This is a genomic window from Planomonospora corallina, from assembly GCF_042650625.1.
Classification (GTDB): Bacteria; Actinomycetota; Actinomycetes; order Streptosporangiales; family Streptosporangiaceae; genus Planomonospora_B; species Planomonospora_B corallina.
In genome coordinates, this window is the sequence record NZ_JBHSBM010000010.1 from 269,301 (window position 1) to 291,943 (window position 22,643).

19 protein-coding genes are annotated in these 22,643 nt (G+C 74.0%); 10 read left to right on the forward strand and 9 right to left on the reverse strand.

Annotated elements, in window-relative coordinates; translation table 11 throughout:
- Nucleotides 1-60: 60 nt before the first annotated feature.
- The 5 genes from ACFOWE_RS04855 to ACFOWE_RS04875 form a co-directional block, all read right to left on the reverse strand.
- Nucleotides 61-993 carry an acyl-ACP desaturase gene (locus ACFOWE_RS04855; protein WP_377285652.1) on the reverse strand — a complete coding sequence of 311 codons (933 nt, stop codon included), beginning with the start codon at nt 991-993 and terminating at the stop codon, nt 61-63.
- 84 nt (nt 994-1,077) lie between these two features.
- Nucleotides 1,078-1,878 (reverse strand): DUF998 domain-containing protein, encoded by an 801-nt coding sequence (locus ACFOWE_RS04860; protein ID WP_377285653.1) that lies wholly within the window; start codon nt 1,876-1,878, stop codon nt 1,078-1,080.
- Entirely contained in the window at nt 1,875-3,164 is a 1,290-nt protein-coding gene (locus tag ACFOWE_RS04865) for a glycosyltransferase (protein WP_377285654.1), read from the reverse strand. The genes ACFOWE_RS04860 and ACFOWE_RS04865 overlap by 4 nt, the downstream gene beginning before the upstream one ends.
- A 160-nt stretch (nt 3,165-3,324) precedes the next feature.
- Nucleotides 3,325-4,155, reverse strand: coding sequence for a DMT family transporter (locus ACFOWE_RS04870; protein ID WP_377285655.1), 831 nt, complete (start codon nt 4,153-4,155; stop codon nt 3,325-3,327).
- Nucleotides 4,156-4,341: 186 nt separating this feature from the next.
- Complete coding sequence (locus ACFOWE_RS04875) at nt 4,342-4,980, reverse strand: DedA family protein (RefSeq protein ID WP_377285656.1); 639 nt, start codon at nt 4,978-4,980, stop codon at nt 4,342-4,344.
- Between the two features lie 420 nt (nt 4,981-5,400).
- On the opposite strand from ACFOWE_RS04875, the gene ACFOWE_RS04880 reads away from it, so the two are divergent.
- Both ACFOWE_RS04880 and ACFOWE_RS04885 read left to right on the forward strand, forming a co-directional pair.
- Nucleotides 5,401-6,657: a sensor histidine kinase gene (locus ACFOWE_RS04880; RefSeq protein ID WP_377285689.1), complete on the forward strand. Its 1,257-nt coding sequence runs from the start codon at nt 5,401-5,403 to the stop codon at nt 6,655-6,657.
- Complete coding sequence (locus ACFOWE_RS04885; protein ID WP_377285657.1) at nt 6,654-7,346, forward strand: response regulator; 693 nt, start codon at nt 6,654-6,656, stop codon at nt 7,344-7,346. The genes ACFOWE_RS04880 and ACFOWE_RS04885 overlap by 4 nt, the downstream gene beginning before the upstream one ends.
- Before the next feature lie 3 nt (nt 7,347-7,349).
- On the opposite strand, the gene ACFOWE_RS04890 is transcribed toward ACFOWE_RS04885, so the two are convergent.
- Both ACFOWE_RS04890 and leuE read right to left on the reverse strand, forming a co-directional pair.
- Nucleotides 7,350-7,988: a VC0807 family protein gene (locus tag ACFOWE_RS04890; protein WP_377285658.1), complete on the reverse strand. Its 639-nt coding sequence runs from the start codon at nt 7,986-7,988 to the stop codon at nt 7,350-7,352.
- 263 nt (nt 7,989-8,251) lie between these two features.
- A complete protein-coding gene (gene leuE / locus ACFOWE_RS04895; RefSeq protein ID WP_377285660.1) occupies nt 8,252-8,920 on the reverse strand; it encodes a leucine efflux protein LeuE in 669 nt (222 codons plus the stop codon).
- 664 nt (nt 8,921-9,584) lie between these two features.
- Here leuE and ACFOWE_RS04900 point away from each other — a divergent pair.
- From ACFOWE_RS04900 to ACFOWE_RS04935, 8 genes are all read left to right on the forward strand, one after another.
- A complete protein-coding gene (locus ACFOWE_RS04900) occupies nt 9,585-11,174 on the forward strand; it encodes a chitinase (protein ID WP_377285661.1) in 1,590 nt (529 codons plus the stop codon).
- 87 nt (nt 11,175-11,261) lie between these two features.
- Nucleotides 11,262-12,746: a carbohydrate-binding protein gene (locus tag ACFOWE_RS04905; protein ID WP_377285662.1), complete on the forward strand. Its 1,485-nt coding sequence runs from the start codon at nt 11,262-11,264 to the stop codon at nt 12,744-12,746.
- Nucleotides 12,747-13,060: 314 nt separating this feature from the next.
- Complete coding sequence (locus tag ACFOWE_RS04910; protein ID WP_377285663.1) at nt 13,061-14,260, forward strand: MFS transporter; 1,200 nt, start codon at nt 13,061-13,063, stop codon at nt 14,258-14,260.
- A 69-nt stretch (nt 14,261-14,329) separates the two neighbouring features.
- A complete protein-coding gene (locus ACFOWE_RS04915) occupies nt 14,330-15,757 on the forward strand; it encodes a hypothetical protein (RefSeq protein WP_377285665.1) in 1,428 nt (475 codons plus the stop codon).
- A 76-nt stretch (nt 15,758-15,833) separates the two neighbouring features.
- Entirely contained in the window at nt 15,834-16,895 is a 1,062-nt protein-coding gene (locus ACFOWE_RS04920; protein ID WP_377285666.1) for an AAA family ATPase, read from the forward strand.
- Nucleotides 16,892-18,706, forward strand: coding sequence for a vWA domain-containing protein (locus ACFOWE_RS04925; RefSeq protein ID WP_377285668.1), 1,815 nt, complete (start codon nt 16,892-16,894; stop codon nt 18,704-18,706). Before ACFOWE_RS04920 ends, ACFOWE_RS04925 begins: the two co-directional genes overlap by 4 nt.
- Before the next feature lie 65 nt (nt 18,707-18,771).
- On the forward strand, nt 18,772-19,638 hold the full coding sequence (locus ACFOWE_RS04930; protein WP_377285669.1) for a PhzF family phenazine biosynthesis protein: 867 nt from the start codon (nt 18,772-18,774) through the stop codon (nt 19,636-19,638).
- A 98-nt stretch (nt 19,639-19,736) separates the two neighbouring features.
- Entirely contained in the window at nt 19,737-20,606 is an 870-nt protein-coding gene (locus tag ACFOWE_RS04935; RefSeq protein WP_377285671.1) for a hypothetical protein, read from the forward strand.
- On the opposite strand, the gene ACFOWE_RS04940 is transcribed toward ACFOWE_RS04935, so the two are convergent.
- Entirely contained in the window at nt 20,585-21,265 is a 681-nt protein-coding gene (locus ACFOWE_RS04940; RefSeq protein WP_377285672.1) for a helix-turn-helix domain-containing protein, read from the reverse strand. The two genes, ACFOWE_RS04935 and ACFOWE_RS04940, sit on opposite strands and share 22 nt — an antisense overlap.
- 4 nt (nt 21,266-21,269) lie before the next feature.
- Nucleotides 21,270-22,385: an AI-2E family transporter gene (locus ACFOWE_RS04945; RefSeq protein ID WP_377285673.1), complete on the reverse strand. Its 1,116-nt coding sequence runs from the start codon at nt 22,383-22,385 to the stop codon at nt 21,270-21,272.
- Between the last annotated feature and the right edge of the window lie 258 nt (nt 22,386-22,643).

Sequence of the window (22,643 nt, forward strand, 5' to 3'; positions counted from 1 at the left end):
GACGGCGTACGGCCCCGCCCTGCCGCGATCCGGCAGGGCGGGGCCGTACGCCGGGACGGGTCAGGCGCGGGCCGCCTGGGCGGCGCGCCGCGCCTCCCGGCGCTCGACGAAGCGGGAGGCGGTGACCTCGGTCCGGCTGAGGAAGTCGGCGAGCTCGTCGCGGGCCTTCTCGCCCTCGGCGCCGAGACCCTCCAGGTCGAAGACGCGCCACTGCCGCAGGACCGGCATGAGCACGTCGTCGAGGTGCAGGCGCAGGTCGTAGATCCCGGCGTTGGCGATGATCATGGCCTTGCGGGTGAAGCCCTCGATGCCGGTCCCGGGCATCTGGAAGGTGGTGACCACGTCGGTGATGGCGCGCATGGTCTGGTCCGGGGTGAGCTCCAGCGCCGCGGCCAGCAGGTTCCGGTAGAAGAGCATGTGGAGGTTCTCGTCGGCCGCGATCTTGGCGAGCAGGCGCTCGCAGTTCGGGTCCTTGGAGGCCTTGCCGGTGTTGCGGTGGGAGATGCGGGTGGCCAGCTCCTGGAACGAGACGTACGCCAGGGAGTGCAGCACGCCCTCGTAGGCGTTGCTGAAGCCCGCCTCCATGTGGACCATCCGGGCCCGCTCCAGCGCGACCGGGTCGACCGCCCGGGTGACCGTCAGATAGTCGCGCAGGGCGGTGCCGTGGCGGTCCTCCTCGGCGGTCCAGCGGTGCACCCAGGTGCCCCAGGCGGCGTCGCGCCCGAAGGTGGTGGCGATCTCGTGGTGGTAGCTGGGGAGGTTGTCCTCGGTCAGGAGGTTCACGATGAGGGAGACGCGCGCGTCCTCGGGGATGGTCGAGTCGCTCTCGGACCAGGCCTCGCCGCCGAGCACGCCGTCGAAGTCGCGCCCCTGCGACCAGGGGACGTACTCGTGCGGGAACCACTCCTTGGCGACGGCGAGGTGCCGGTCCAGCTCGCCGGCGACGACGGGCTCAAGCTCAAGCAGCAGCTCGGTCTGACTGAACTCTCGCATCTGGGCTTCCCCCTCGTGGTTTACGGAACCGTAACCTACGTTAGCGTAGGTAAAACCGCCCGCTCCTAGTGTGATCGACCCTATTTATTGGCCGATGGTTTGTGGTTTTCCTACGGGTGTGAGAGGGACGCGTGAGGAGGAGCCGACCGGGACGGGCCGGCCGCCCGCGTGCCCGGCGGCCAGGAAGACCAGCGCCATCTCGGCCAGCAGCAGCAGCCGTTCGACCAGGCCGTAGTAGCCGGGCCCGCCGATCAGGTCCGCGACCGGCGACCCCGGGTGCGCGGACAGGAACACGACCAGCAGCGCCACCGCCGCCCCGCTCACCGCCCGCAGCGAGGCCGCGCCGTACCGGTGGCCGAGGAGCAGTCCCGCACCGGGCAGCGCGGTGAACACCACGGCCGCCGACCAGCGGTGGATCTCCCCGGCGGCCGAGACGACGCCCGGCGCGGGATCGGTGGGGAACACCGCGGTCAGCAGCAGGCCGAGCGCGGCGGCCACCAGCAGCACCCGGGCGGCCGCGCTGCGCACCGGGTCCGTCCGGGTCAGGCCGTAGGCGGTCCACAGGCAGCCCGACGCCAGCGCCAGCGTGCCGCCGACCAGTGCCCAGGCCGTGGCGTCCACCAGCGCGTACTCGCTGACCAGGCCGGTCAGCGGGTCCACGGCGCCGCCCGCGGCCAGGTGCGCGCAGGCCGTCGCCGCCGCGGAGAGCACGGCCCCGCCCCGGCCGAGCCGGCGCCACACCGCCTCTCCCGCCTCCTCGGGGCTCCCCGGGGCCCGGACCCCCCCGGACTTCCTGGGCTCCTCGTGTTCCCTGGGCTCCTCGTGTTTCCAGGACTCCCCGGTCTCCCCGGTCTCCCCGTGCCCCTCGTGCTCCGGGCGGATCATGGCGCCACCTCCCGGTAGATCTCCTCGAAGCGGGCCAGGGAGGCCTCGTGGTCGTGGGCCAGGGCGACGGCGCGGCTCGCCGCGCCCAGGACGGCCCGCAGCTCGGCGGAGCCGAGCAGCGCGGTCAGGTGGCGGGCCAGCCCCCGGACGTCGCCGGGCCGGTACAGGTGGCCGTTCTCGCCGGGGCGCACCAGGTGGGGCAGGGCCATCGCGTCGGCGGCGACCACCGGCAGGCCGGCGGCCATGGCCTCCAGCGTGGCGATGCTCTGCAGCTCCGCGACGCCCGGCATGGCGAAGACGTCGGCGGCGGCGTAGGCGTCGGCCAGCATCCCGTCCGGGACGAACCCCAGGAAGGTCACGTGGCCGCCGACGCCGATGCGCCCGGCCAGCCTCTCCAGCGCCGCCCGCTGCCCGCCGGTGCCGGCCAGCACGAGCTGGGTGTCGGTCCCGTTGAGCACGTACGGCAGCGCGCGGACGAGCTCGTCCAGCCGCTTCTCCTCGTCCAGCCGCCCGACGAACAGCACGGTCGGGCGGTCGGGCAGGTCCAGCGCCTTCCGCGCCCACCTGCGGGGCTCGGCGCGCGGCCGGAACCGGCCGAGGTCGATGCCGCACGAGACCGGCTCGACGGGCCGGGCGAAGCCCTTGCGGGCCAGGAGCTCCGCGGCGATGGGGGTCGGCGTGGTGATCCGGTCGGCCCGGGAGAAGACCCGGTTGAAGTCCCGCCAGGCGAGGTCGCCCGCCCGCGCGCGGAGCGGTCCGGGGACGTGCGCGAACTGGAAGAGGTTGTCGGGCATGAAGTGGTTGGTCGCGACCACCGGGACGCCCGCCCGCCGGGCGGCCGAGATCGCGGCGCGGCCGACCACGAAGTGCCCCTGGACGTGGACGACGTCGGGGCCGACCGCGCTGACCAGCCGGTCGAGCCTGGCCGGGACCGAGATCCGCATGGTCGGGTGGACCAGCAGCGGGGCCGAGCGGAGCCGGTGCACCGTCACCCCGTCCGCGTGCTCGGTCCTGGCGGGGCCGGTCTCCGAGGCGCAGACCACGTGCACGTCGTTGCCGCGCCGGGCCAGGCCCGCCGCCAGCCGGTGGGTGAAGTAGGAGGCTCCGTTCACGTCCGGCGGATAGGTGTCGGTCGCGATCAGGACCCGGCACGGCCGGGTGGCCGCGGATCCGGCCGCGGCCGCGGGCGCGGGGGAGATCGCCGGAGCGGAGGGCGGGACGGGGACGGGCGTGAGGACGGGCGCGGGGCTGGACACGGGGCTGGACACGGGGCTGGACACGGCCATGGGGACTCCGTTCATCGGACGGTGTTCGTCAGGTGGTCGGGCCGGACGCGGACGGGAGCGGGTCATCGGTCGGTGCTCATCGGGAGCGGGTCATCGGTCGGTGCTCGTCGGGAGGTGTGCGGCGGTCGGTGCTCGTCGGGAGGTGCTCATCGGGCGGTGTTCATCGGGCGGCCGAGCCGGGGACGGGGGAGAGCGGGGTGGTCCGGGCCAGGGCGACGGTCCCGGCGGCGGTGAGGCCGGCCGCGGCCAGGGCGGTGAGCGTGCTCGCCGCACCGGTGGGCAGCGGCTCGCCGAGCAGCAGGGCGCCGAACGCGACGGCGGTGAGCGGGTCGGCCACCTGCAGGGCGGCGAAGGCCACGCCGAAGTGGCCGACGGCGTAGGCGCGCTGCAGCAGGACCACGGCGAACAGCGCGGGCACCGGGGTGGCGAGCAGGAGCCAGAGTTCCACGCCGCCGGCGGCCAGCACCCGGGCGAGGGTGGCGGTCGCGCCGTAGAGCACGCCCGCCCCCGTCGCCAGCAGCACCGCCCGCCCGGCGGGGGAGACCCGCCCGGCGGCGGCCCGCAGCAGCAGGGCGGCCGCCGCCGCCCCGGCGAGCAGGGCCACCGCCTGCCCGGTGCCGAGGGACGGCGCCCCGGTGTGCTCGGGCACCACCAGGACCAGGCCGGCGAGCCCCGCCGCGATCACGGCGGCCGAGGCCAGCTCCCCCACCCGGGGCCTGCGGCGCCGCAGCGCCGCCGCGCAGGGCAGGGCGAACAGGAGACTGGCCACGCCCATCGGCTGGACCACGGTGAGCGGGCCGTACCGGAGCGCGGCGATGTGCAGGGCCGTGCCCACGCCGATCGCCAGGCCGCCGAGCAGCCACCGGGGCCGGCGCAGCAGACGGGTGAGGGACGGCCCCGCCGCGCCTTCCGCCTCGAACTGCTGCAGGGCGGCGCCGAGCGCGAAGAACAGCGACCCCACCAGAGCCAGGCCTGCCGCGAGCACAGTCATGCGCACTCCTCCCAGAGCAGATCAAGGCATGGCGAGATGACCGCGACGCCTCGCGGAGGCGTCCGGACGGGGATTTCCGGTGAACCATCGGCAGCGTCCCGCGCCGGGACGGCCGGATCCATGGGGGATCACCCTGACTTCTGGGAGAGATCCCTGAGATCCGCCTGGGGGACGGGCCGCGGGGCGTCAGTCGACGGCCAGCTCGGCGGGCTCGAGATCGCGCTCGGGCAGGACGGGGATCCGGCGCCTGCGCAGGTGGCGGGCCACCTCGACGACCACGGTGATCGTCACGGCGATGCCCAGGCCGAGGAGCAGGCCCTTGAGCGGGTCGTGCTCGAAGGCGGCGCCGCCCACGTAGCCGATCAGAGCCGAGTACACGGCCCAGGAGCAGGCCGCGACCGCGTCGAAGAAGGCGAAGGAGCGGCGGGGGTAGGCGACCGCGCCCATCGTCAGCGTGCAGGCCGTCCGGCCGCCGGGGATGTAGCGGGCCACCACCAGGACGAGCCCGCCCCGCTCGGCCAGCGCCCGCTCCGCCCAGGCGAACGCCCTGCCCGTCCGCCTGCCGCCCCGGAGCCTGCCGTTGGCGGTGCGGCCGATGACGTAGGAGACGTGGTCGCCGGCGAAGGCGCCCAGCGCCGCGACCGCGATCACCAGGGCCACGTCCGGCGCGCCGGTGGACGCGGCGAACACTCCGGCCGTGATGACCGAGGTCTCGGCGGGCACGATGGGGAAGAACCCGTCGAGCACCGCCAGCGCGAACAGCGCGAGATAGATCCAGGGCGAGGACATCGCCTGTTCGAGGGCGTCGAGGATGGCTTGGGTCACTGCGGGTCTCCATCGGTCTAGGGATCTTCCGGCGGTCCAGGGATCCGCCGGGGCGCCGCCCGAGCACCGCCCGAGCACCGCCCGAGCACTGTCCGAGCACCACCCGGGCGCTCCGGGGCCGCCGCGGGCGCGCTGCGGGCTCGCTGCGGGGGCACCGGGGCACCGGGGGCGCCGGGGGCGCCGCGAGGGTGCCACCGGGACACACTGACGGCCCGCGCGCCCGCCGTCGATCGGGGGGATCCCCGGTTCGGGCGGAGGCGTCCCGGGTTCTCCGGGAGAGCCGCCGGGTCGACCGTACGGATTGTGCCGGTTCGCGGGCATCGCACCAACGGCCGCGCCCGCCCCTGACTTTCGTCAGGGGCGGGACGGCACTCCAGGCGGAGGAGGCCGGATGCGGCGGGCCTGTAGCGTCGCAGGGTGATGATCTCCCGGCCCGCTCTGCGGGATTCGCTGCTCTGGGCGGTCCTGTGCGCTCCGCTGCTCGCGTCCCCGCCGTTCATCGCCTGGTGGGAGGGCTCGGACGGCTGGGCGCGGGGGGTCTCGGCGGGCGCGGTGATCCTGGCGGCCGCGGTGCTCGCCCGCCGCCGGGCCCCGCTCGCCGCGGCGCTGGTGGTCCTGGCCGCGGGCTCGCTGGACCTCGGGTACGGGGTGGCCACCGTCCAGCTCTCGTGGACCGGCGAGTCGGTGAAGCTGGGCCCGCTGAACGGGTTCACCCTCGCGATCGCGTTCCTCAGCCACCGGCTCGGCCGCCGGACGTCCCGCGCCCGCCCCGCCGCGCTGGCCTACACCGTGATCGTGGGCACGGGAGTCCTGTGCGCCCTGGCCGTCTCCTGCGGACCGGAGCCCGACCCCTCGGTTCCCGGGTTCTGGTTCCCCGCCCTGTCCGGTGTGCTGTTCAGCGCGGTCCTGCCTTGGTCGGTCGGCCTGCTGCTGCGCCAGCGCGCCGAGGCGCACGACCGGGAACGGCGCCTGGTGACCGGTCAGGTCCGGCTCCGCGAGCGCAACCGGATCGCCCAGGACATGCACGACTCGATCGGCCACGACCTGGCGCTGATCGCGCTGCGCGCCGCAGCCCTGGAGCTGGCACCCGACCTGGAGGAGCGGCACCGCAGGGCCGCGGGGGAGCTGCGGGCCGCCGCCGCCGACACCACCGAACGCCTGCGCCGGGTGATCGGAGTCCTGCGCGAGGACGGCGAGGCGCCGCTCGCCCCGGCGGAGAGCGTCGCCGGGATCGTGGAGCGGGCGCGGGCCTCGGGCATGGAGGTGGAGCTGCGCGGCCCGGACGGGCTCCGTGACCACACGGCCTGCCGGATCGTCCAGGAGGCGCTGACCAATGCCGCCAAGCACGCGCCCGGCGCCCCGGTCACGGTCGAGGTGGCCGCCTCCGGCGGCGAGATCCGGCTGACCGTCGGCAACCCCGCCCCCCGGCAGGCACCCGCCGGGCCGCCGCCCGGCGGCGGCCTCGGCCTGATGGGACTGCGCGAGCGGGTACGGCTGGCGGGCGGCACGTTCGAGGCGGCTCCCCGCGCGGGCGGCTTCCTGGTCGCGGCGCGTTTCCCCGCGGAGCGGGCGGAGCGGGCGGAGGGGGCGGCGCGGTCGGGGACGGATCCGGCCGGGGAGCCGGATCCGGCCGGGGAGCCGCCGGGCCCGCAGGATTCCGAGAAGGGAGCACGATGATCCGCGTGCTGCTGGCCGACGACGAGGCGATGATCAGGGCGGGGGTGCGGGCCATCCTGGCCGCCGACCCGGAGATCGAGGTGGTCGCCGAGGCGGGCGACGGCCGGGAGGCGGTCGAGGGGGCGCTCGCCCACCGCCCGGACGTGGTCCTGCTCGACATCCGGATGCCGCGGCTGGACGGCCTCGCGGCCCTGGCGGAGCTGCGCCGGGCCGTACCGGGGACGGCCGTGCTGATGCTGACCACCTTCGGCGAGGACGGGTACATCGCCCGGGCGCTGGCGGAGGGCGCGGCCGGCTTCCTGCTCAAGTCCGGGGACCCGCGCGAGCTGCTGGCCGGGATCCGCGCCGCCGCGGAGGGCGCGGCCTACCTGTCCCCCCGGGTCGCCCGCCGGGTCATCACCGAGCTGGCCGGCGACCGGATGGCCCGCGCGGCGGCGGCCCGCGACCGGGTCGCCGTGCTCACCCCGCGCGAGCGCGAGGTGCTCGCCCTGCTCGGCGCGGGTCTGTCCAACGCGCAGATCGCCCGCCGGCTCCACCTGGTGGAGGGCACGGTCAAGGCGCACGTCAGCGCGATCCTCACCCGGCTGGGCGCGCGCAACCGGGTGCAGGCCGCCATCCGCGCCTACGAGGCGGGGCTGCTGGAGGAGTCCCGCCAGGCGGGGGCGGCGCAGGACGGGGCGTCCGGCTGAGCGTCAGGCGGACGGGGCGGGCTCGTGCTGCAGGCGGCGGATGACCCGAAGGAAGGCGCCGACGGAGAAGACGGCGGCCACGCCGGTGATGACGGCGACGGCGGCGGTGCGGATCAGCAGGTAGCCGCCGATGGAGTTGTGGAGCAGCAGCCAGATGCTCACCGTGGAGTTGGCCAGCAGGACGAACGCCCACAGCAGGGTGATCCGGGCGAAGAACCGGCGGACCCGCTCGTGCCCGAGCACCACCGCGGGCAGGTGGACGTAGTCGAGGGTGAGCTTCTCCACCATCGGGCGGCGCAGCCGTACCGAGGCGAGGAAGACCATGCTGATGCAGATCGTGCCCAGCTCCGGCTGGAGGAAGAAGTACATCGGCTCGTCGAGCCAGAGGCTGATCACGGTGCGGAGCGTGATCGCCAGGGCGGCGAGGTACATCGTCGCGGGCACCGGCGTGCGCCGGACGAGCCGCCAGCCCACTCCCACGTAGACCCAGGTCATCACCGCGAGCATGCCGCCCAGCTCACCGAGGAGGGCGAAGGCGGTGTAGAAGACCGCGAGGGGGGCGACGACGCCCTCCAGCAGGCGCGGTACGGCCTGGCGGGCCAGCGCGGTGAGGCGGGGCAGGGTGACGGCTTGGTGGCTCATGGGACTCCAGGACGGCGGTACGACCGGCACCGGGAACCGGCGCCTACCCCGGCAGGCCTTGATCAGACATACCGGGAATATTGCCTTTGTTTACGAAAGCGTTACTCCGTCGGTCGGCGCTCACGGTACCCGAGCCGCGGGGGTGCCATGGCCGGAATCCGGCGGCCGGTCCGGTCCCGCGCTGGAACGTACCCGCGGAGGGCGGAGGTCCCGCGCCAAGGGCGGGGAGATAGCCGGGGACGGGGAGATGGCCGGGGCCGGCGTCAGCCGAGCGACGCCGTGGCCAGCCGCGCGCCGAAGCCGACGAACAGCGTGCCCGCGCAGGCGGTGAGGAGCGCGGCCAGCCTGCGCCGCCGCCGGAACTGCGCGGCCAGGTAGGTGCCGCCGAAGATCAGCGAGCTCAGGTAGAGCATGCTGAAGATCTGCACGATCGTGCCCAGGACCAGGAACGACACGGCGGGTGCCGGGTAGGCGGGATCCACGAACTGGATGAAGAAGGAGATGAAGAAGAGGATCGCCTTCGGGTTCAGCAGGCTCACGACGAGCGCCCTGCGGAACGGGTCGGCCTCCCCGGCCGCGCTCTCCGCCACGCTCTCGGCGGTCTCCCGCGCCAGGGCCGCCTGCGGGGCGCGCCACGACCGCCAAGACCCGCGCAGCATCTGCAGGCCCATCCAGGCGAGGTAGGCCGCGCCGGCGTACTTCACGGCGGCGAACAGCAGCGGGTGCGCCTTCAGCACCGAGGCGGCCCCGGCGGCCGAGAGGATCATCAGCACCGAGTCGCCGACGAACACGCCCGCCGCACCCCGGTAGCCCTGCCGCACTCCGCGCCGGGCGGCCGTGGTCAGGACGTAGAGGGAGTTGGGGCCGGGCAGCAGGATGATGAGGAACGCACCGGCGACATAGGTCCAGATGTCGGTGATGCCGAAGAACATGAGCGGACTCCAGGGGACAAAGCGGATCCGGTATCACCGTACTCGCCCCGTAGTGTCCCTCATCCGGCAGGCTGCCGGCGAGGCCGCCCCCGCCGACCGCCCCCGAGGTCCGGCAGGCCGCCGGGGGGCCGCCCCGGCGGGCGCCGCCGGCCGCCCGGCGGGCGCTGCCGGGCGGTGCGCCCGGAGCGTCCCGCCAGGCGCGGCTTTTGGGTCTTGTGAACCCCGGGTGTCAAGGCTACGATCGCGGCAACTCTTAGGAAACTTTCCTAAAAGAAGGATCGAATGGAGTCGGAATGACTCGTTCGCGCCCCCCGTGAACCCCGTAGACCTGCGGCAACGCTCTCATCGGAGGCGACCCCCGCTCCACCTCCCCCGGGAGCGGATCCGCCGCCCTCCCCGCCCCGGCCGGGCGGGGAACCCGGGAAGACCCCTACCGTCCCGCCTGTCCTGACAAGGGCGGAAAGGCCTTCCCGTCATCCGCGGGCGGCGGCCGCGACCGATCCCGCGGGCCGTCCGCCGGACCACGGCTCCTCCCGCCCTCCTGCGCGGCGGGACGGGCCCTCCCCGCCGTACGGCGCTCCCCGCCCCTCCCGCCCTCGCCGGGAGTCCCGGGCGGGGCGCGCCGTACGGCCACCCCCCGAAGCACCGAATCATCGAGGTCAACGTGAGATTCCGCGTCATCGCCCGATCCGCCGTCGCGCTGGCGGCGCTCCTGCTGGGCACGGTGGCCGCGCCACCCGCCCAGGCCGCCTCCGTCACCGCGACCTTCACCAAGACCGCGGACTGGGGCTCCGGATTCGAGGGCAGGTACACGATCAAGAACGGGACCGGGTCCGCGATCAGCTCGTGGAAGGTCGAGTTCGACCTCCCCGCCGGGACCGCCGTCAGCTCCTTCTGGGACGCCGCGCTCACCCGCGGCGGGCAGCACTTCACCTTCACCAACGTCGGCTGGAACGGCGCCCTCGCCCCCGGTGCCACGGTGAGCTTCGGCTTCATCGGCTCGCCCGGCGGGGCAGCGGCCCTACCGGCGAACTGCAAGGTCAACGGCGCCGACTGCGGCGGAGACGACGGCGGCGGCCCGACCGACCCCGACCTGCCCGGCCGGCCCGGCACGCCGAGCGCGACCGGCGGCGCGAAGAGCATCTCGCTGAGCTGGGGCGCGTCCTCGGGGACGGTGACCGGCTACCGCGTCTACGAGGGCTCCGCGGTGAAGGCCACCGTCACCGGGACCGGCGCCACGATCACCGGCCTGGGCGACTGCGAGACGCACACCTACACCGTCAAGGCCTACAACGCCGCCGGGGAGTCCGCCGGCGCCGAGGCCACCGCCACCACCACCGGCTGCACCACCGGCCCGCTGCCGAAGCACTTCCTCACCGGCTACTGGCACAACTTCGACAACGCCGCCGTCGAGCTGCGGCTGTCCGCGGTGCCCACCGACTACGACGTGGTCGCGGTCTCCTTCGGCGAGGCCACCGGCACCCCCGGCGAGGTCGTCTTCGGCGTCGACCCGGGCCTGTCGGCCTCCCTCGGCGGCTACACCGACGCCCAGTTCAGGGCCGACGTCAAGACCCTCCAGTCGCGCGGGCAGAAGGTCATCCTCTCCGTCGGCGGGGAGAAGGGCCGCGTCCAGGTGGCCTCCGCCGCCGCCGCGGCGGAGTTCGCCGACAGCGTCCACGGCCTGATCCGGGAGTACGGCTTCGACGGCGTGGACATCGACCTGGAGAACGGCCTCAACGCCACCTACATGGCCCAGGCGCTGCGCGCCCTGCACGCCAGGACCGGTCCCGGCCTGATCATCACCATGGCCCCGCAGACCATCGACATGCAGTCCACCGGCGCCGAGTACTTCAAGCTCGCGCTGAGCATCAAGGACATCCTCACCGTCGTCCACACCCAGTACTACAACTCCGGCTCGATGCTCGGCTGCGACCGGATGGCCGCCTACGGCCAGGGCTCGGTCGACTTCCTGACCGCGCTGGCCTGCATCCAGCTGGAGAACGGCCTGCGCCCCGACCAGGTGGCGCTCGGCCTGCCCGCCGGGCCCGGCGCGGCCGGCGGCGGGATCGTCCCCCCGTCCGTGGTCAATCAGGCGCTGACCTGCCTGGCAACCCGGACGGACTGCGGCCGGTTCACGCCGCCGCGCGCCTACCCCGGCATCCGGGGCGCGATGACCTGGTCGATCAACTGGGACGCGAGCAACGGCTGGAACTTCTCCAGGACCGTCAAGCCCCACCTGGCGACCCTCCCCTGAGCCTTCCGGGTCCCCTGACCCTCCGCGTTCCCCGGCCTTCCGGATCTCCCGACCCTCAGAGTCTCCCGACCCCCCCAAGGAGAACCCATGCGACTGCGACGTGCGGCCCTGGCCGTACCCGCCGCCCTGGCAGCGGCGCTCACAACGGCCCTCACCGGGGCCCTCGCCGGGCCGCCGGCCCTCGCCGCCCCCGTGTCCGCCCCCGTGTCCGCCCCCGTGTCCGCCCTCCAAGCGGCCGTGCTGTCGGCCGCACCCCAGTGGCAGGCGTGGACGGCCTACACCGCCGGCACCGTGGTGACCTACAACGGCGCCGACTACCAGGCCATCCAGGGCCACACCTCCCAGCCCGGCTGGGAACCGCCGAACGTCCCCGCGCTCTGGAAGCGCGTCACCGGCGGCGGCGACCCCACCCAGCCGCCCGGCGTGCCCGGCGCGCCCGGCAACCTCCGGGTGGCCGGCACGACCAACTCCTCGATCTCCCTGGCGTGGAACGCCTCCTCCGGCACCGTGACCGGCTACCGGGTCTACGAGGGCTCCTCGGCCAGGGCGACCGTCACCGGCACCGGCGCCACCGTCTCCGGCCTGGGCGCCTGCAGCACCCACACCTACACCGTCAAGGCCTACAACGCCCAGGGCGAGTCGGCCGCGAGCGGCCAGGTCACCGCCACCACCGGCGGCTGCACCACCCCGCCGCCGACCGGGCGCATGCCCGGCGCGCCGTACCTCTACATGGGCTGGGGCAACCCGCCGAGCCCGGCCACGGTCATGAACGCCACCGGCGTCAAGTCGTTCACCATGGCGTTCATCCTGTCCAGCGGCGGCTGCACCCCCGCCTGGGACGGCAACCGGCCGCTGACCGGCGGCGCCGACGCGCAGGCCATCTCGCAGATCAAGGCCGCGGGCGGCAGCGTGCAGATCTCCTTCGGCGGCTGGTCCGGCAACAAGCTCGGCCCGAACTGCGCCACCCCGCAGGCCTTCGCCGGCGCCGTGCAGCAGGTCATCAACGCCGTCGGCCCGGCGGTGGTCGACTTCGACATCGAGAACACCGACGAGTTCGAGAACTACACCGTCCAGGACCGCATCCTCAACGGCCTGAAGATCGTCAAGCAGAACAACCCGAACGTCAAGGTCGTGGTGACCTTCGGCACCACCCGCACCGGTCCGAACGCGCACGGCCTGCGCCTGATCGACCAGGCGAAGGCGCTCGGCGTGCCGATCGACAACTACACGATCATGCCGTTCGACTTCGGCAGCTCCGACATCTACACCGACACCGTCAACGCCGCCGAGGGCCTGAAGAACGCGCTGAAGTCCGCCCACGGCTGGAGCGACGCCCAGGCCTACGCCCGCATGGGCATCTCCGGCATGAACGGCCTGTCCGACCAGCAGGAGCTGACCACCCCCGCCACCTGGCAGCGGATCACCGACTGGGCGAAGTCCAAGGGTCTGACCCGCCTGGCGTACTGGTCGGTCAACCGCGACCGCGGCTGCCCCGGCGGCGGCGTCACCTCCAACTGCAGCGGCATCTCCCAGGGCGACTGGGAGTTCACCAGGATCACCGCCGGCTTCTGACCCGCCGCGGGGCCCTCCACCGCGGGGGCCCTCCACCGCGGGGGCCCTCCACCGCGGGGGTCCTTCGCCGGGACGGCGAGCCCCTCGCCGCCGGGGGAGACGGACCCCCGGCGGCGAGGCCTCCACCACCGGTCCTCGCCATCGGCTCTCCGCCATCGGGTTCCCGGCACCGGCTCTCCGCCACCGGTCTTCACCATCGGCTCTCCGGCATCGGGTCCTCTCCATCGGTTCCCCGGCGCCGGGCCCGCCGCCGTCCGTGGCCGCGATAGCCCTTCCGTCACGTATGGTGATGAATTTCTGGGTAGAAGCCCCGCATGCCGGATGAACTTCGCAGAGGCCAGCTCCCGAACCTGGTCCTCGCCACGGCCGCGTTCGCGGTGACCTTCTGGGCGTGGAACCTGATCGGCCCCCTGGCCAGGAGCTACAGCAGCCAGCTCCAGCTGTCGCCGACCGAGACCTCCATGCTGGTCGCGATCCCGGTGCTGGTCGGCTCGCTCGGCCGGATCCCGGTGGGAGTGCTGACCGACAGGATCGGCGGACGGCTGATGTTCGCCGCCATCTGCTTCGTCTCGATCATCCCGGTCCTCCTCGTCGGCTGGTCCGACTCCTACGGCGCGCTGCTGCTGTGGGGCTTCTTCCTCGGCGTGGCGGGCACCTCCTTCGCCGTCGGCATCCCCTTCGTCAACGCCTGGTACGAGCCGGCCCGCCGGGGCCTGGCCACCGGCGTCTTCGGCGCGGGCATGGGCGGCACCGCCCTGTCGGCCTTCCTCACCCCCCGCCTCGTCGAGGCGGTCGGCCGTACCCAGACCCATCTGTTGATGGCCGCGGCCCTGGCGGTCACGGGCGTCGTGATGCTGGCGGCCGCCCGCAACTCACCGGCCTGGAAGCCGTCCGCCGAGCCCGCCCTGCCGCGCATGCGCGACGCCATGAAGATCAAGGCGACCTGGCAGTGCGCGTTCCTGTACGCCGTCGCCTTCGGCGGGTTCGTCGCCTTCTCCACCTACCTGCCGACCCTGCTGCAGAACGTGTACGACTTCGCGCAGACCGAGGCCGGGCTCCGCGCCGCGGGCTTCTCCATCGCCGCGGTGATCGCCCGGCCGCTCGGCGGGATCCTGTCCGACCGGATCGGTCCCGTCCGGGTGCTGATGGCCTCGTTCGCGGGCACCGCGCTGCTGGCGCTCGTCCTGGTGCTCCAGCCGGCCCCGGAGATCCCCGCCGGCATCACGTTCGTGCTGATGGCGGCCTTCCTCGGGCTCGGCACCGGCGGCGTGTTCGCCCTGGTCGCCAAGCTCGTCGAGCCGTCCCGGGTGGGCACCGTGACCGGCCTGGTGGGCGCCGCCGGCGGTCTGGGCGGCTACTTCCCGCCGCTGGTCATGGGCGTGGTCTTCTCCGCCTTCGGCGTCTACACCCTCGGCTACGTGCTGCTGTCCGTGACCGCGCTGGCCGCCCTGCTCTACACCTGGAAGGCCTTCCACCGGGTCGCCGCGCCCGGCGCCCGCACACCGGCCCGCTGAGCCCGTCCCGGCCCGTTTCGCCGTCCGGGTGGCTGGGCACTCGCGCCATCCGGCAGGCTAGGGGCCGTCATGGACAACGCATTGCTCACGGGGATCGTCCTCGTCACAGGTGTCGTGCTCGCTCTGGTCGCCCAGCGGAGGGGCTGGCGCCCGTCGATGGGTGTCATCCTCGCCGTCGGCGTCGGCGTCCGGGTGCTCATCATGGCCCTCGCGGCCAACAGCGACTGGCAACCGGTCGACTTCGTCAACAGCTTCAAACCCGCCGGTGAGGCGATCCTCAACCGGGAGGACCCCGTCCTGGGCAGCAAGGGCGGCTGGCACTTCCTGCCGACCATCCCGTACGTGTACGGCCTGCTGCTCTGGCTCGGCATCCCCTGGGAGTGGGCCGGCCGCCTGGTCACCGTGGTGGCCGACATCATCCTGATCCCGCTGGTCGGCAAGCTCGCCGGCGGGCCCGCGGCCTCCCTGCGCGCCTTCCAGTACGCCTGCAACCCCCTGGCCGTCCTCGTCGCCTCCATCCACGGCCAGGTCGAGCCGGTCGCGCTCGTCTTCGGCGTCGCCGCCTTCGTCGTGGCCCGCGGCCCCGGCGACCCCGACCGGCCGGGCCTGCGCCACGACCCGGTCACCTACGTGCGCGAGAGCGTCGCCGCCCACGGGCTCGGCGGCACCCTGCGGCGGGCCGGGGCCTACGGGATCGGCCGCGCCGTACGGCAGGCGGTGCGGCAGGGGCTCACCCCGCGCGAGGGCGACCGGGCCGCACTGCGCCGGGCGCTGGCCGCAGGTCTGCTGATGGGCCTGGCGCTGTGCGCCAAGAGCTGGCCGATCTGGCTGATCCCCGGCATGCTCCTGCTGCTGCCGACCTTCCGGGCCCGCGTGGTCGCGTTCGTGGCGACCGGCGCCGTGCCGCTCTTCTTCCTGGTCACCCTGCCGGTCTTCGCAGGCACCGCGCTGGACCAGATCCCCGAGGTCATCCGGGTGATCCAGCACATCCGCCCGATCGTCGGCGAGTGGGGCTACAGCGCCATCCTCGTCGGCGGCGACTGGACGCTCGACGCGGGCATCGCCACGTTCGGCACCCGGCTGATCTACGTCACGATGGTGGTCGTCGCCTTCCTGTGGCGCCGCGCCGACCCGGTCGACCTCACCACGGCCCTGCTGCTCGCCTTCATGGTCACCACCCCGCGCCTGGGCGCGCAGTACCTGCTGTGGTTCATGCCGTTCCTGGTGGCCCGGCCCACCCCCGCGCGCTTCGCCTGGCCCGCCATCCTCGGCGTCTCCCTGTGGGCGGGGTACGGCTACCTCTACATGACCCAGTTCAACAACGTCACCTGGTGGCACCTGCACTCGATGTGGGCCCAGGCGTCCGTGGCGCTGCTGCCGATCCTGGCCTACGCGATGCCCTGGGACCGCCGCGTCTCCGTCGCCGGCGCCGAGCCGTGGCGGGAGCCGGAGGCGCAGTCGTCCGCCCCCGCCTCCGTTCCCACGGCCGCCACCTGACGCCGCCACCGTCCGCGGGCCGTACCGCCGGAAAACCCGGTGCGGCCCGCGGGGGCGGTTTGCCACCCTTTACGGCATGCAGGCGACCGTCACCGTCACCCCCGCGCAGCTGCCCGGCGTGCTCCTGCACGTCGCGGTGGTGCGCCCGGTGTTCCTCTGGGGCGCCCCCGGCATCGGCAAGAGCTCTCTGGTCCGGGACTTCGCCGACGCGCTCGGGCTGGAATGCGTCACCCTGCTCGGCACCCAGCTCGCCCCCGAGGACCTCATCGGGGTGCCGGAGGTGGCCGGCGGCCGGAGCCGGTTCGCCCCGCCAGAGTCGATCGCCCGCGACGAGCCGTACTGCCTGTTCCTCGACGAGCTCAACGCCTCCGCGCCCGAGGTGCAGAAGGCGTTCTACTCGCTGATCCTCGACCGCCGCCTCGGCACCTACGAGCTGCCCGCCGGGTCCATCGTGATCGGAGCCGGCAACCGGGCCACCGACAACGCGCTGGCCCGGCCGATGGCATCGGCCCTGGTCAACCGTCTGGTCCACCTCCATCTGCGCGCCTCCGCCACCGACTGGCTCACCTGGGCCGCCGCCAACGGCATCCACCAGTGGATCGTCGACTACCTCGTCCAGCGTCCCGACCACCTGTGGAGCGCCCCGCCCAAGACGGAGGAGCCGTTCTCCTCACCGCGGGCCTGGCACATGCTCTCCGACGTCATGCACTCCTACGGCGACGGCATCGACGAGGAGACCCTCGCCATGCTGGCCTTCGGCACGCTCACCGCCGCCCACGCCTCGGCCTTCCGCGCCTACGTCAAGAAGGTCCGGCACGCCTACGACCTCGACGCCGTGATCAAGGGAGAGGTCCCCTGGCCCCGCGCCCCGGAGGACCGCGACCTGCTCTACTTCCTGGCGGAGACCTTCCGCGCCCGCCTGGTCAAGGAACTGCCCGCGGACAAGCGCGGCGCCTCCTCCCGGGGGCGCGACCTGGCGTTCCGCGCGAAGACCCTGCTCGTCGAACTGGCCGAGATCTCCCTGGAGTGCGCCCAGCTCGTCATCGCCGACGACGCGAACGGCGCCCCGGCCCTGCCGACCTGGTTCCTCGTCGAGGTGGGCCGCGACCTGCCCCGTCTCGCCGCGGCGCGCAGGTGACCGGCCGCCGCAGGGCCAAGGCCGACCCCTGGCGCGAGGCGGTGGAGCGGGGCTGGCGGACGGCGACCGGCCACCCGCTCTTCCGCGACTACCCCGCCCGCCTCTACGCCGCCCGCGCCGGCGAGCTGTCCGCCGGCACCTGGGCCACGGTCTCCGCCGACGGCCGGGTCCGCCACCATCCCGCGCGCCGGGCCGGGGCGGAGGAGTGGGCCTGGGTCTTCGCCCACCTCCTGCTGCACCTCGGCTTCGGGCACGCCGACCCCCGCTCCGCGCTGCCCGCGGACCTCGGCGAGCCGGTGGAGCGTGACTGGGCCACCGGCGTCCTGCCCGATCCCGCCTACCGGGCGGCCTGCTGCCTGGCCGCCGACCGCTTCCTGCGCACCCTCAAGATCGGCCGCTGCCCCGCGCCGCTCCCGCCGGAACCGCCGCCCGAGGACGAGAACACGCTCGCGCAGCGGTGGCGCCGCCTCGGCCTGCCGCCCGAACACGTGCCCGGCGGCATGCCCGACTTCGTGATCGGCAGCGAGGAACTGGCCCGGCGCACCGACTTCCAGCGGAGCTTCGCCATCGGAGTCTCCCGTTCCGCCACGGCCGCGCTGGACCTGGCGGGCACGCCGCGCACCGCCGCGGACGGCCGTGCCGAGGGGCCCTGGGACCGGGCGCTGGGCTGGTTCGTCTCCTCCTACCCGCTGCTCGGCGCGCTCGCGGCCGGGATGCGGATCGTCGCCGACGCCGACCTCGCCCGGGACCGGCAGATCTCGATCGCGGCGGTCAGCGCCGAGGCCGCCGAGATCTACGTCAACCCGCTGGTGAGCCTGTCGGCCGAGGAATGGCGTTTCGTGCTGGCCCACGAGATGCTGCACGCCGCGCTCCGCCACGGTGAGCGCGTCGGCGGGCGCGACCCCTACCTGTGGAACGTCGCCGCCGACTACGTGATCAACGGCTGGCTGGTCGAGATGGGCGTCGGCGAGATGCCCGAGGGGCTGCTCTTCGACCGGTCGCTGGCGGGACTGTCCGCCGAGGCCGTCTACGACCGGATCGCCGTGGACCTGCGCCGCCTGCGCAAACTGGCCACCCTGCGCGGGCGCGGGCTCGGCGACGTCCTCGACCGTCCGCTGCCGCACCCGGGCGCGCCCGGCCGCCACGTCGACCTCGACGACTACTACCGCAACGCCCTGTCCACCGGTCTGGCCTACCACCACGGCAGCGGCCGGGGCCTGCTGCCCGCGGGCCTGGAGCAGGAGATCCGCGCCCTGGACCAGCCTCCGCTGCCCTGGGACGCCGCGCTGGCCCGCTGGTTCGACGAGCACGTCCCCTCGGTGGAGCGGCGCCGCTCCTACGCGCGCGCCTCCCGCCGCCAGGCGGCCAGCCCCGGCATCCCGCGCCCCGGCTGGGTGCGGCCCGAGGAGCTCCTGCGGCGGCCGACGTTCGGCGTCGTCCTGGACACCTCCGGCTCGATGGACACCCGGCTGCTCGGCAAGGCGCTGGGCGCCGTCGCCTCCTACGCCGCGGCCCGCGACGTGCCCCGCGCCCGGGTGGTGTTCTGCGACGCGGCGGCCTACGACGCCGGGTACCTGCCGGTGGAGGAGATCGCCCGGCGGGTCAGGGTCCGCGGCCGGGGCGGCACGGTCCTGCAGCCCGGCGTGAACCTGCTGGAGCGCGCCGAGGACTTCCCGCCCGGCGGGCCGATCCTGGTGATCACCGACGGCTGGTGCGACGTGCTCCGGATCCGCCGGGAGCACGCCTTCCTCGTCCCCGAGGGCGCGCGTCTCCCCTTCGCCCCCCGCGGACCGGTCTTCCGCATGAGATGACGGCCCGCGACTTCGGGCCGGGCGGGCCTCGGCCCGGGAGGCGGCGGCTGCTAGGTTCCGGAACTGTGACGAACGGAACAGCGACGAGCAACGCGGAAGTCCTGCGCTACAGCGCCTTCACCCACGACCCGGCGGGCGGCAACCCCGCCGGGATCGTCCTCGACGCCGCCGGCCTCACGGACGCGGAGATGCGCGCCGTCGCCGCCGAGGTCGGCTACTCCGAGACCGCCTTCCTGACCGAACGCGACGACGAGGCCCGCGTCTTCCGGGCCCGCTACTTCGCGCCCTCGGCGGAGGTCGACTTCTGCGGGCACGCCACGATCGCCACCGCCGTGGCCCTGGCCGAGCGGATCGGGACGGGACCGCTGACGTTCCGCACCAACGCCGGCGAGATCGCCGTCGACACCGGCGTCGACGGCGAGACCCTGGTCGCCACCCTCACCAGCGTGCCCACCCGCTCGGCGCCCGCGGCCGAGGACGCGCTGGACGAGGCGCTCGCCGCGCTGCGCTGGTCCCGCGACGAACTGGACCGGTCGTTCCCGCCGCACGTCGCCTTCGGCGGAGTCCACCACCTCGTGCTCGCCGCGGCCTCCCGCGAGCGACTGGCCGACCTCCACTACGACTTCGAGGCCCTGAAGTCGGTCATGACCCGCCACGGCTGGACGACCGTGAACCTCTTCCACCGCGAGAACGACCGGCGCTACCACGCGCGCAACCCGTTCCCGGTGGGCGGCGTGGTCGAGGACCCGGCGACCGGGGCCGCGGCCGCCGCCTTCGGTGGCTACCTGCGCGCGCTGGGGAGCGAGGCGCGGGAGTTCATCGTCATCCAGGGCGTGGACATGGGACGGCCCAGCGAGTTGAAGGTCTCGATCGCCGAGCCCGACGGGCGCAGCCGGGTGAGCGGCGGGGCCGTCGCGATGGAGATCCCCTGACCCCGGCCGGCGCGCGCGACTCCTGTGAGGCCGGCCCTGCGTGACACGCGTCCGATTCCTGCAAGACGCCGCGGCGGCGCGGCCGTACGGTCACAGGCATGAAGACGCTCACCGCCGACGCCCTGGCCGCCGCCAGGCGCTACCTGCTGCTCAACGCCAGACTGATCGACCGGCTCCGGTGCGAGAGCCTGCTCGACGGCGCGCCGCCGGAGCGGGTGCTGGCCGTGCTGCGGGGCTACCAGAACGCCGACGGCGGGTTCGGCAACGCCCTGGAGCCCGACCTGCGCGGACCGGAGAGCCAGCCCGAACCCGTCGAGGTGGCGTTCTGGATCCTCGACGAGCTGGACGCGTTCGACGACCCGATGGTCACCCGCGCCTGCGACCACCTGCTGACGGTCACCGCTCCGGACGGGGGCGTGCCGTTCGTGCTGCCGAGCGTGCGGACCTCGCCGCGGGCGCCGTGGTGGGAGACCCCCGACGACCCGCCCGGCTCCCTGGTGCCGACGGCCTCGATCGCCGCGCTGCTGCACAAGCACAAGATCGAGCACCCGTGGCTCGCCCCGGCCACCGGGTTCGCCTGGGCCGCCATCGAGAAGGAGGACAAGCCGACGCCCTACACCGCGCGGGCGATCCTGCACTTCCTGGAGCACGTCCCGGACCGCGACAGAGCCCTCGGCGAGTTCACCCGGCTCCGCGAGGCGATCCTGGCCACCGTCGCCTTCGACCCGGACGCGCCCGGGGAGGTGCACTTCCCGCTCGACTTCGCGCCCGAGCCCCTCACGCTGCCGCTCTTCGACCAGGAGGTCCTGGACCGCCACCTCGACGCGCTGATCGGCCAGCAGGGATCCGACGGCGGCTGGGCGCCGAACTTCCCGATGTGGACGCCGATCGTCGCCCACGAGTGGGGCGGCTTCATCACCGTGGCCCGGCTGGGGACCCTCAAGGCCTACGGCCGGCTGACGAGCTGACCCAGGGGCACGCCGGCCAGCCGCCGCACCTCGTTCGACAGGTGCGACTGGTCGGCGTAGCCGCTGGCCAGCGCGACCTCGGCCGGTGGGAGCCCGCTGCGGGCCAGCCGGAGCGCCCGCTGGAACCGCACGACCCGCTGCAGCACCTTGGGGCCGTACCCGAAGGCGCGCACGCACCGCCGGTGCAGCTGCCGCTCGCTCAGCCCGAGCTCCCGGGCGACCTGCCCGACGCTCCGCCCGGTCCGCAGCGCCCCGGCGATCGCCGGGGCCGCCGGATCCGGACCGGGCAGCGCGCGCAGCCGTACGGCCAGCGCCTCCTGGACGGCCTCCGGGCTCAGGGGGGCGGCGGCGAGCTCGGGCAGCGTGCCGAGGTCGGCCAGCGGCACCCGCTGGTCGCGCAGCGCCTCGACCGGCACCCCCAGCGCCTCGCCCACCGCGCCCGGCCGGAACCGGACGCCCGTGTAGCGGTCGCCGGGGGAGAGCCGGACCGGCATCGGCCCGGTGTCGGGCCCCGCCACCTGCGGCCCCGCGGGACCCCAGACCAGGTCGACGCAGCCGTCCGGCACGACCAGCCCGACGCCGGCGGACGTCACCACGCGCGTCCAGACGCACACGAGCCGCCCGGCCAGCCCCGGGACGGGAGCCTGCTCGCTGTACATGCGCTCAGGGTACGGCGGAGGCCCCGGACGGGGGGACGTCCTCCGGCCCGGGGCCGTCCCGCCGGTGGCCGCGTCCACCGTCCGGAGGGACCTGGCCCGAGATGAGCGCGGCGGCCCACGCGCCGTGGGGGTCGCTGTCGATGAGCAGCGCACGGACCAGCAGGCTGAGCGGGATGGCCAGGAGAGCGCCCAGGGGGCCGAGCACGAACGCCCAGACGATGAGCGACAGGAACGTCACGGTGGTGGACAGACCGACCGCGTCACCGAGGAACTTGGGCTGGATGAGCGACTGGACCACGAAGTTGATCGCTATGTAGGCGGCGATCACGAAGATCATGGTCTCGAACCCGCCCTCCAGCAGGCCGAGCAGGGCGGGAGGGATGAGCCCCATGACGAAGCCGATGTTCGGGATGTAGTTGGTGATCAGGGCGAGCACCCCCCACAGGAGGGGGAGCGGGACGTCCAGGAACCAGAGCGCGGTGGCGTCCAGCACGGCGCAGACGATGCCGAAGACGGTCGAGACGACCAGGTAGCGGCGGGTCTTGTGGGCGAAGGTGTCCAGAGCGGCGGCGAGCGCCGGTCGGGAACCGCCGCCCCAGGCGAGGGCCCGGGAGAAGGCCTGCGCGTCCAGGCACATGGCCAGCAGCAGGATCACCATGAACACCAGGCTGGAGAAGACCTCGAGCAGCCCGGAGGCGAACCCCTGGACGAAGGTGAAGACGTTCCCGGGGTCGAAGGATCTGAGCGCGTTGTCGATCTGCTCGCTGCCGACGCCCCTCTGGGCCGCGAAGTCCTGCAGCTGCCGGACGATCTCACCGAACTGGTCGCTGTAGGTGGGGGCCAGGCCTGCCAGCTGGGCGACGGACACCGTCATGATCGCCGCCATGCCGAGCAGGACGAGCAGCACGATGGTCAGGGGGAGCGCGACCAGCAGCCATCCCGGGGCCCCGTGCCTGCCGAGCCAGGTGCGGACCGGGGAGACGGCGATGACGAGCACCAGCGCCAGGAGCATGGGGCCGAGGATGGAGCCGACGGCTCTGATGCCGGCCAGTGCGACCACGGCGGCGGCCACGCACAGCAGGATGCTCAGAGCCCGGGGGATTACGCGTTGGTCTGTCACGCCCTGTACCTACCCAGCGAGCGGGAAGCACGTTCCCAGCGGGGATCTCGGCTGATTTGACGGTGTCGGCGGGCCTACATATAGTTCACAGGCCCGAGGGGGTCGGCGGAGATCGCCGGAGCCTCGGGAGCCCCCTCTGACTCACTCCTCCTCTGTGAGGCTGCGCGTCTCGCCGAGGTTCGGTTGGACAAGAGCCGAATGATGGAGTAAGTTTGAAGGGTTGCTCCGGAGACGGAGCGGTTCCGGTCGGACCGGGAT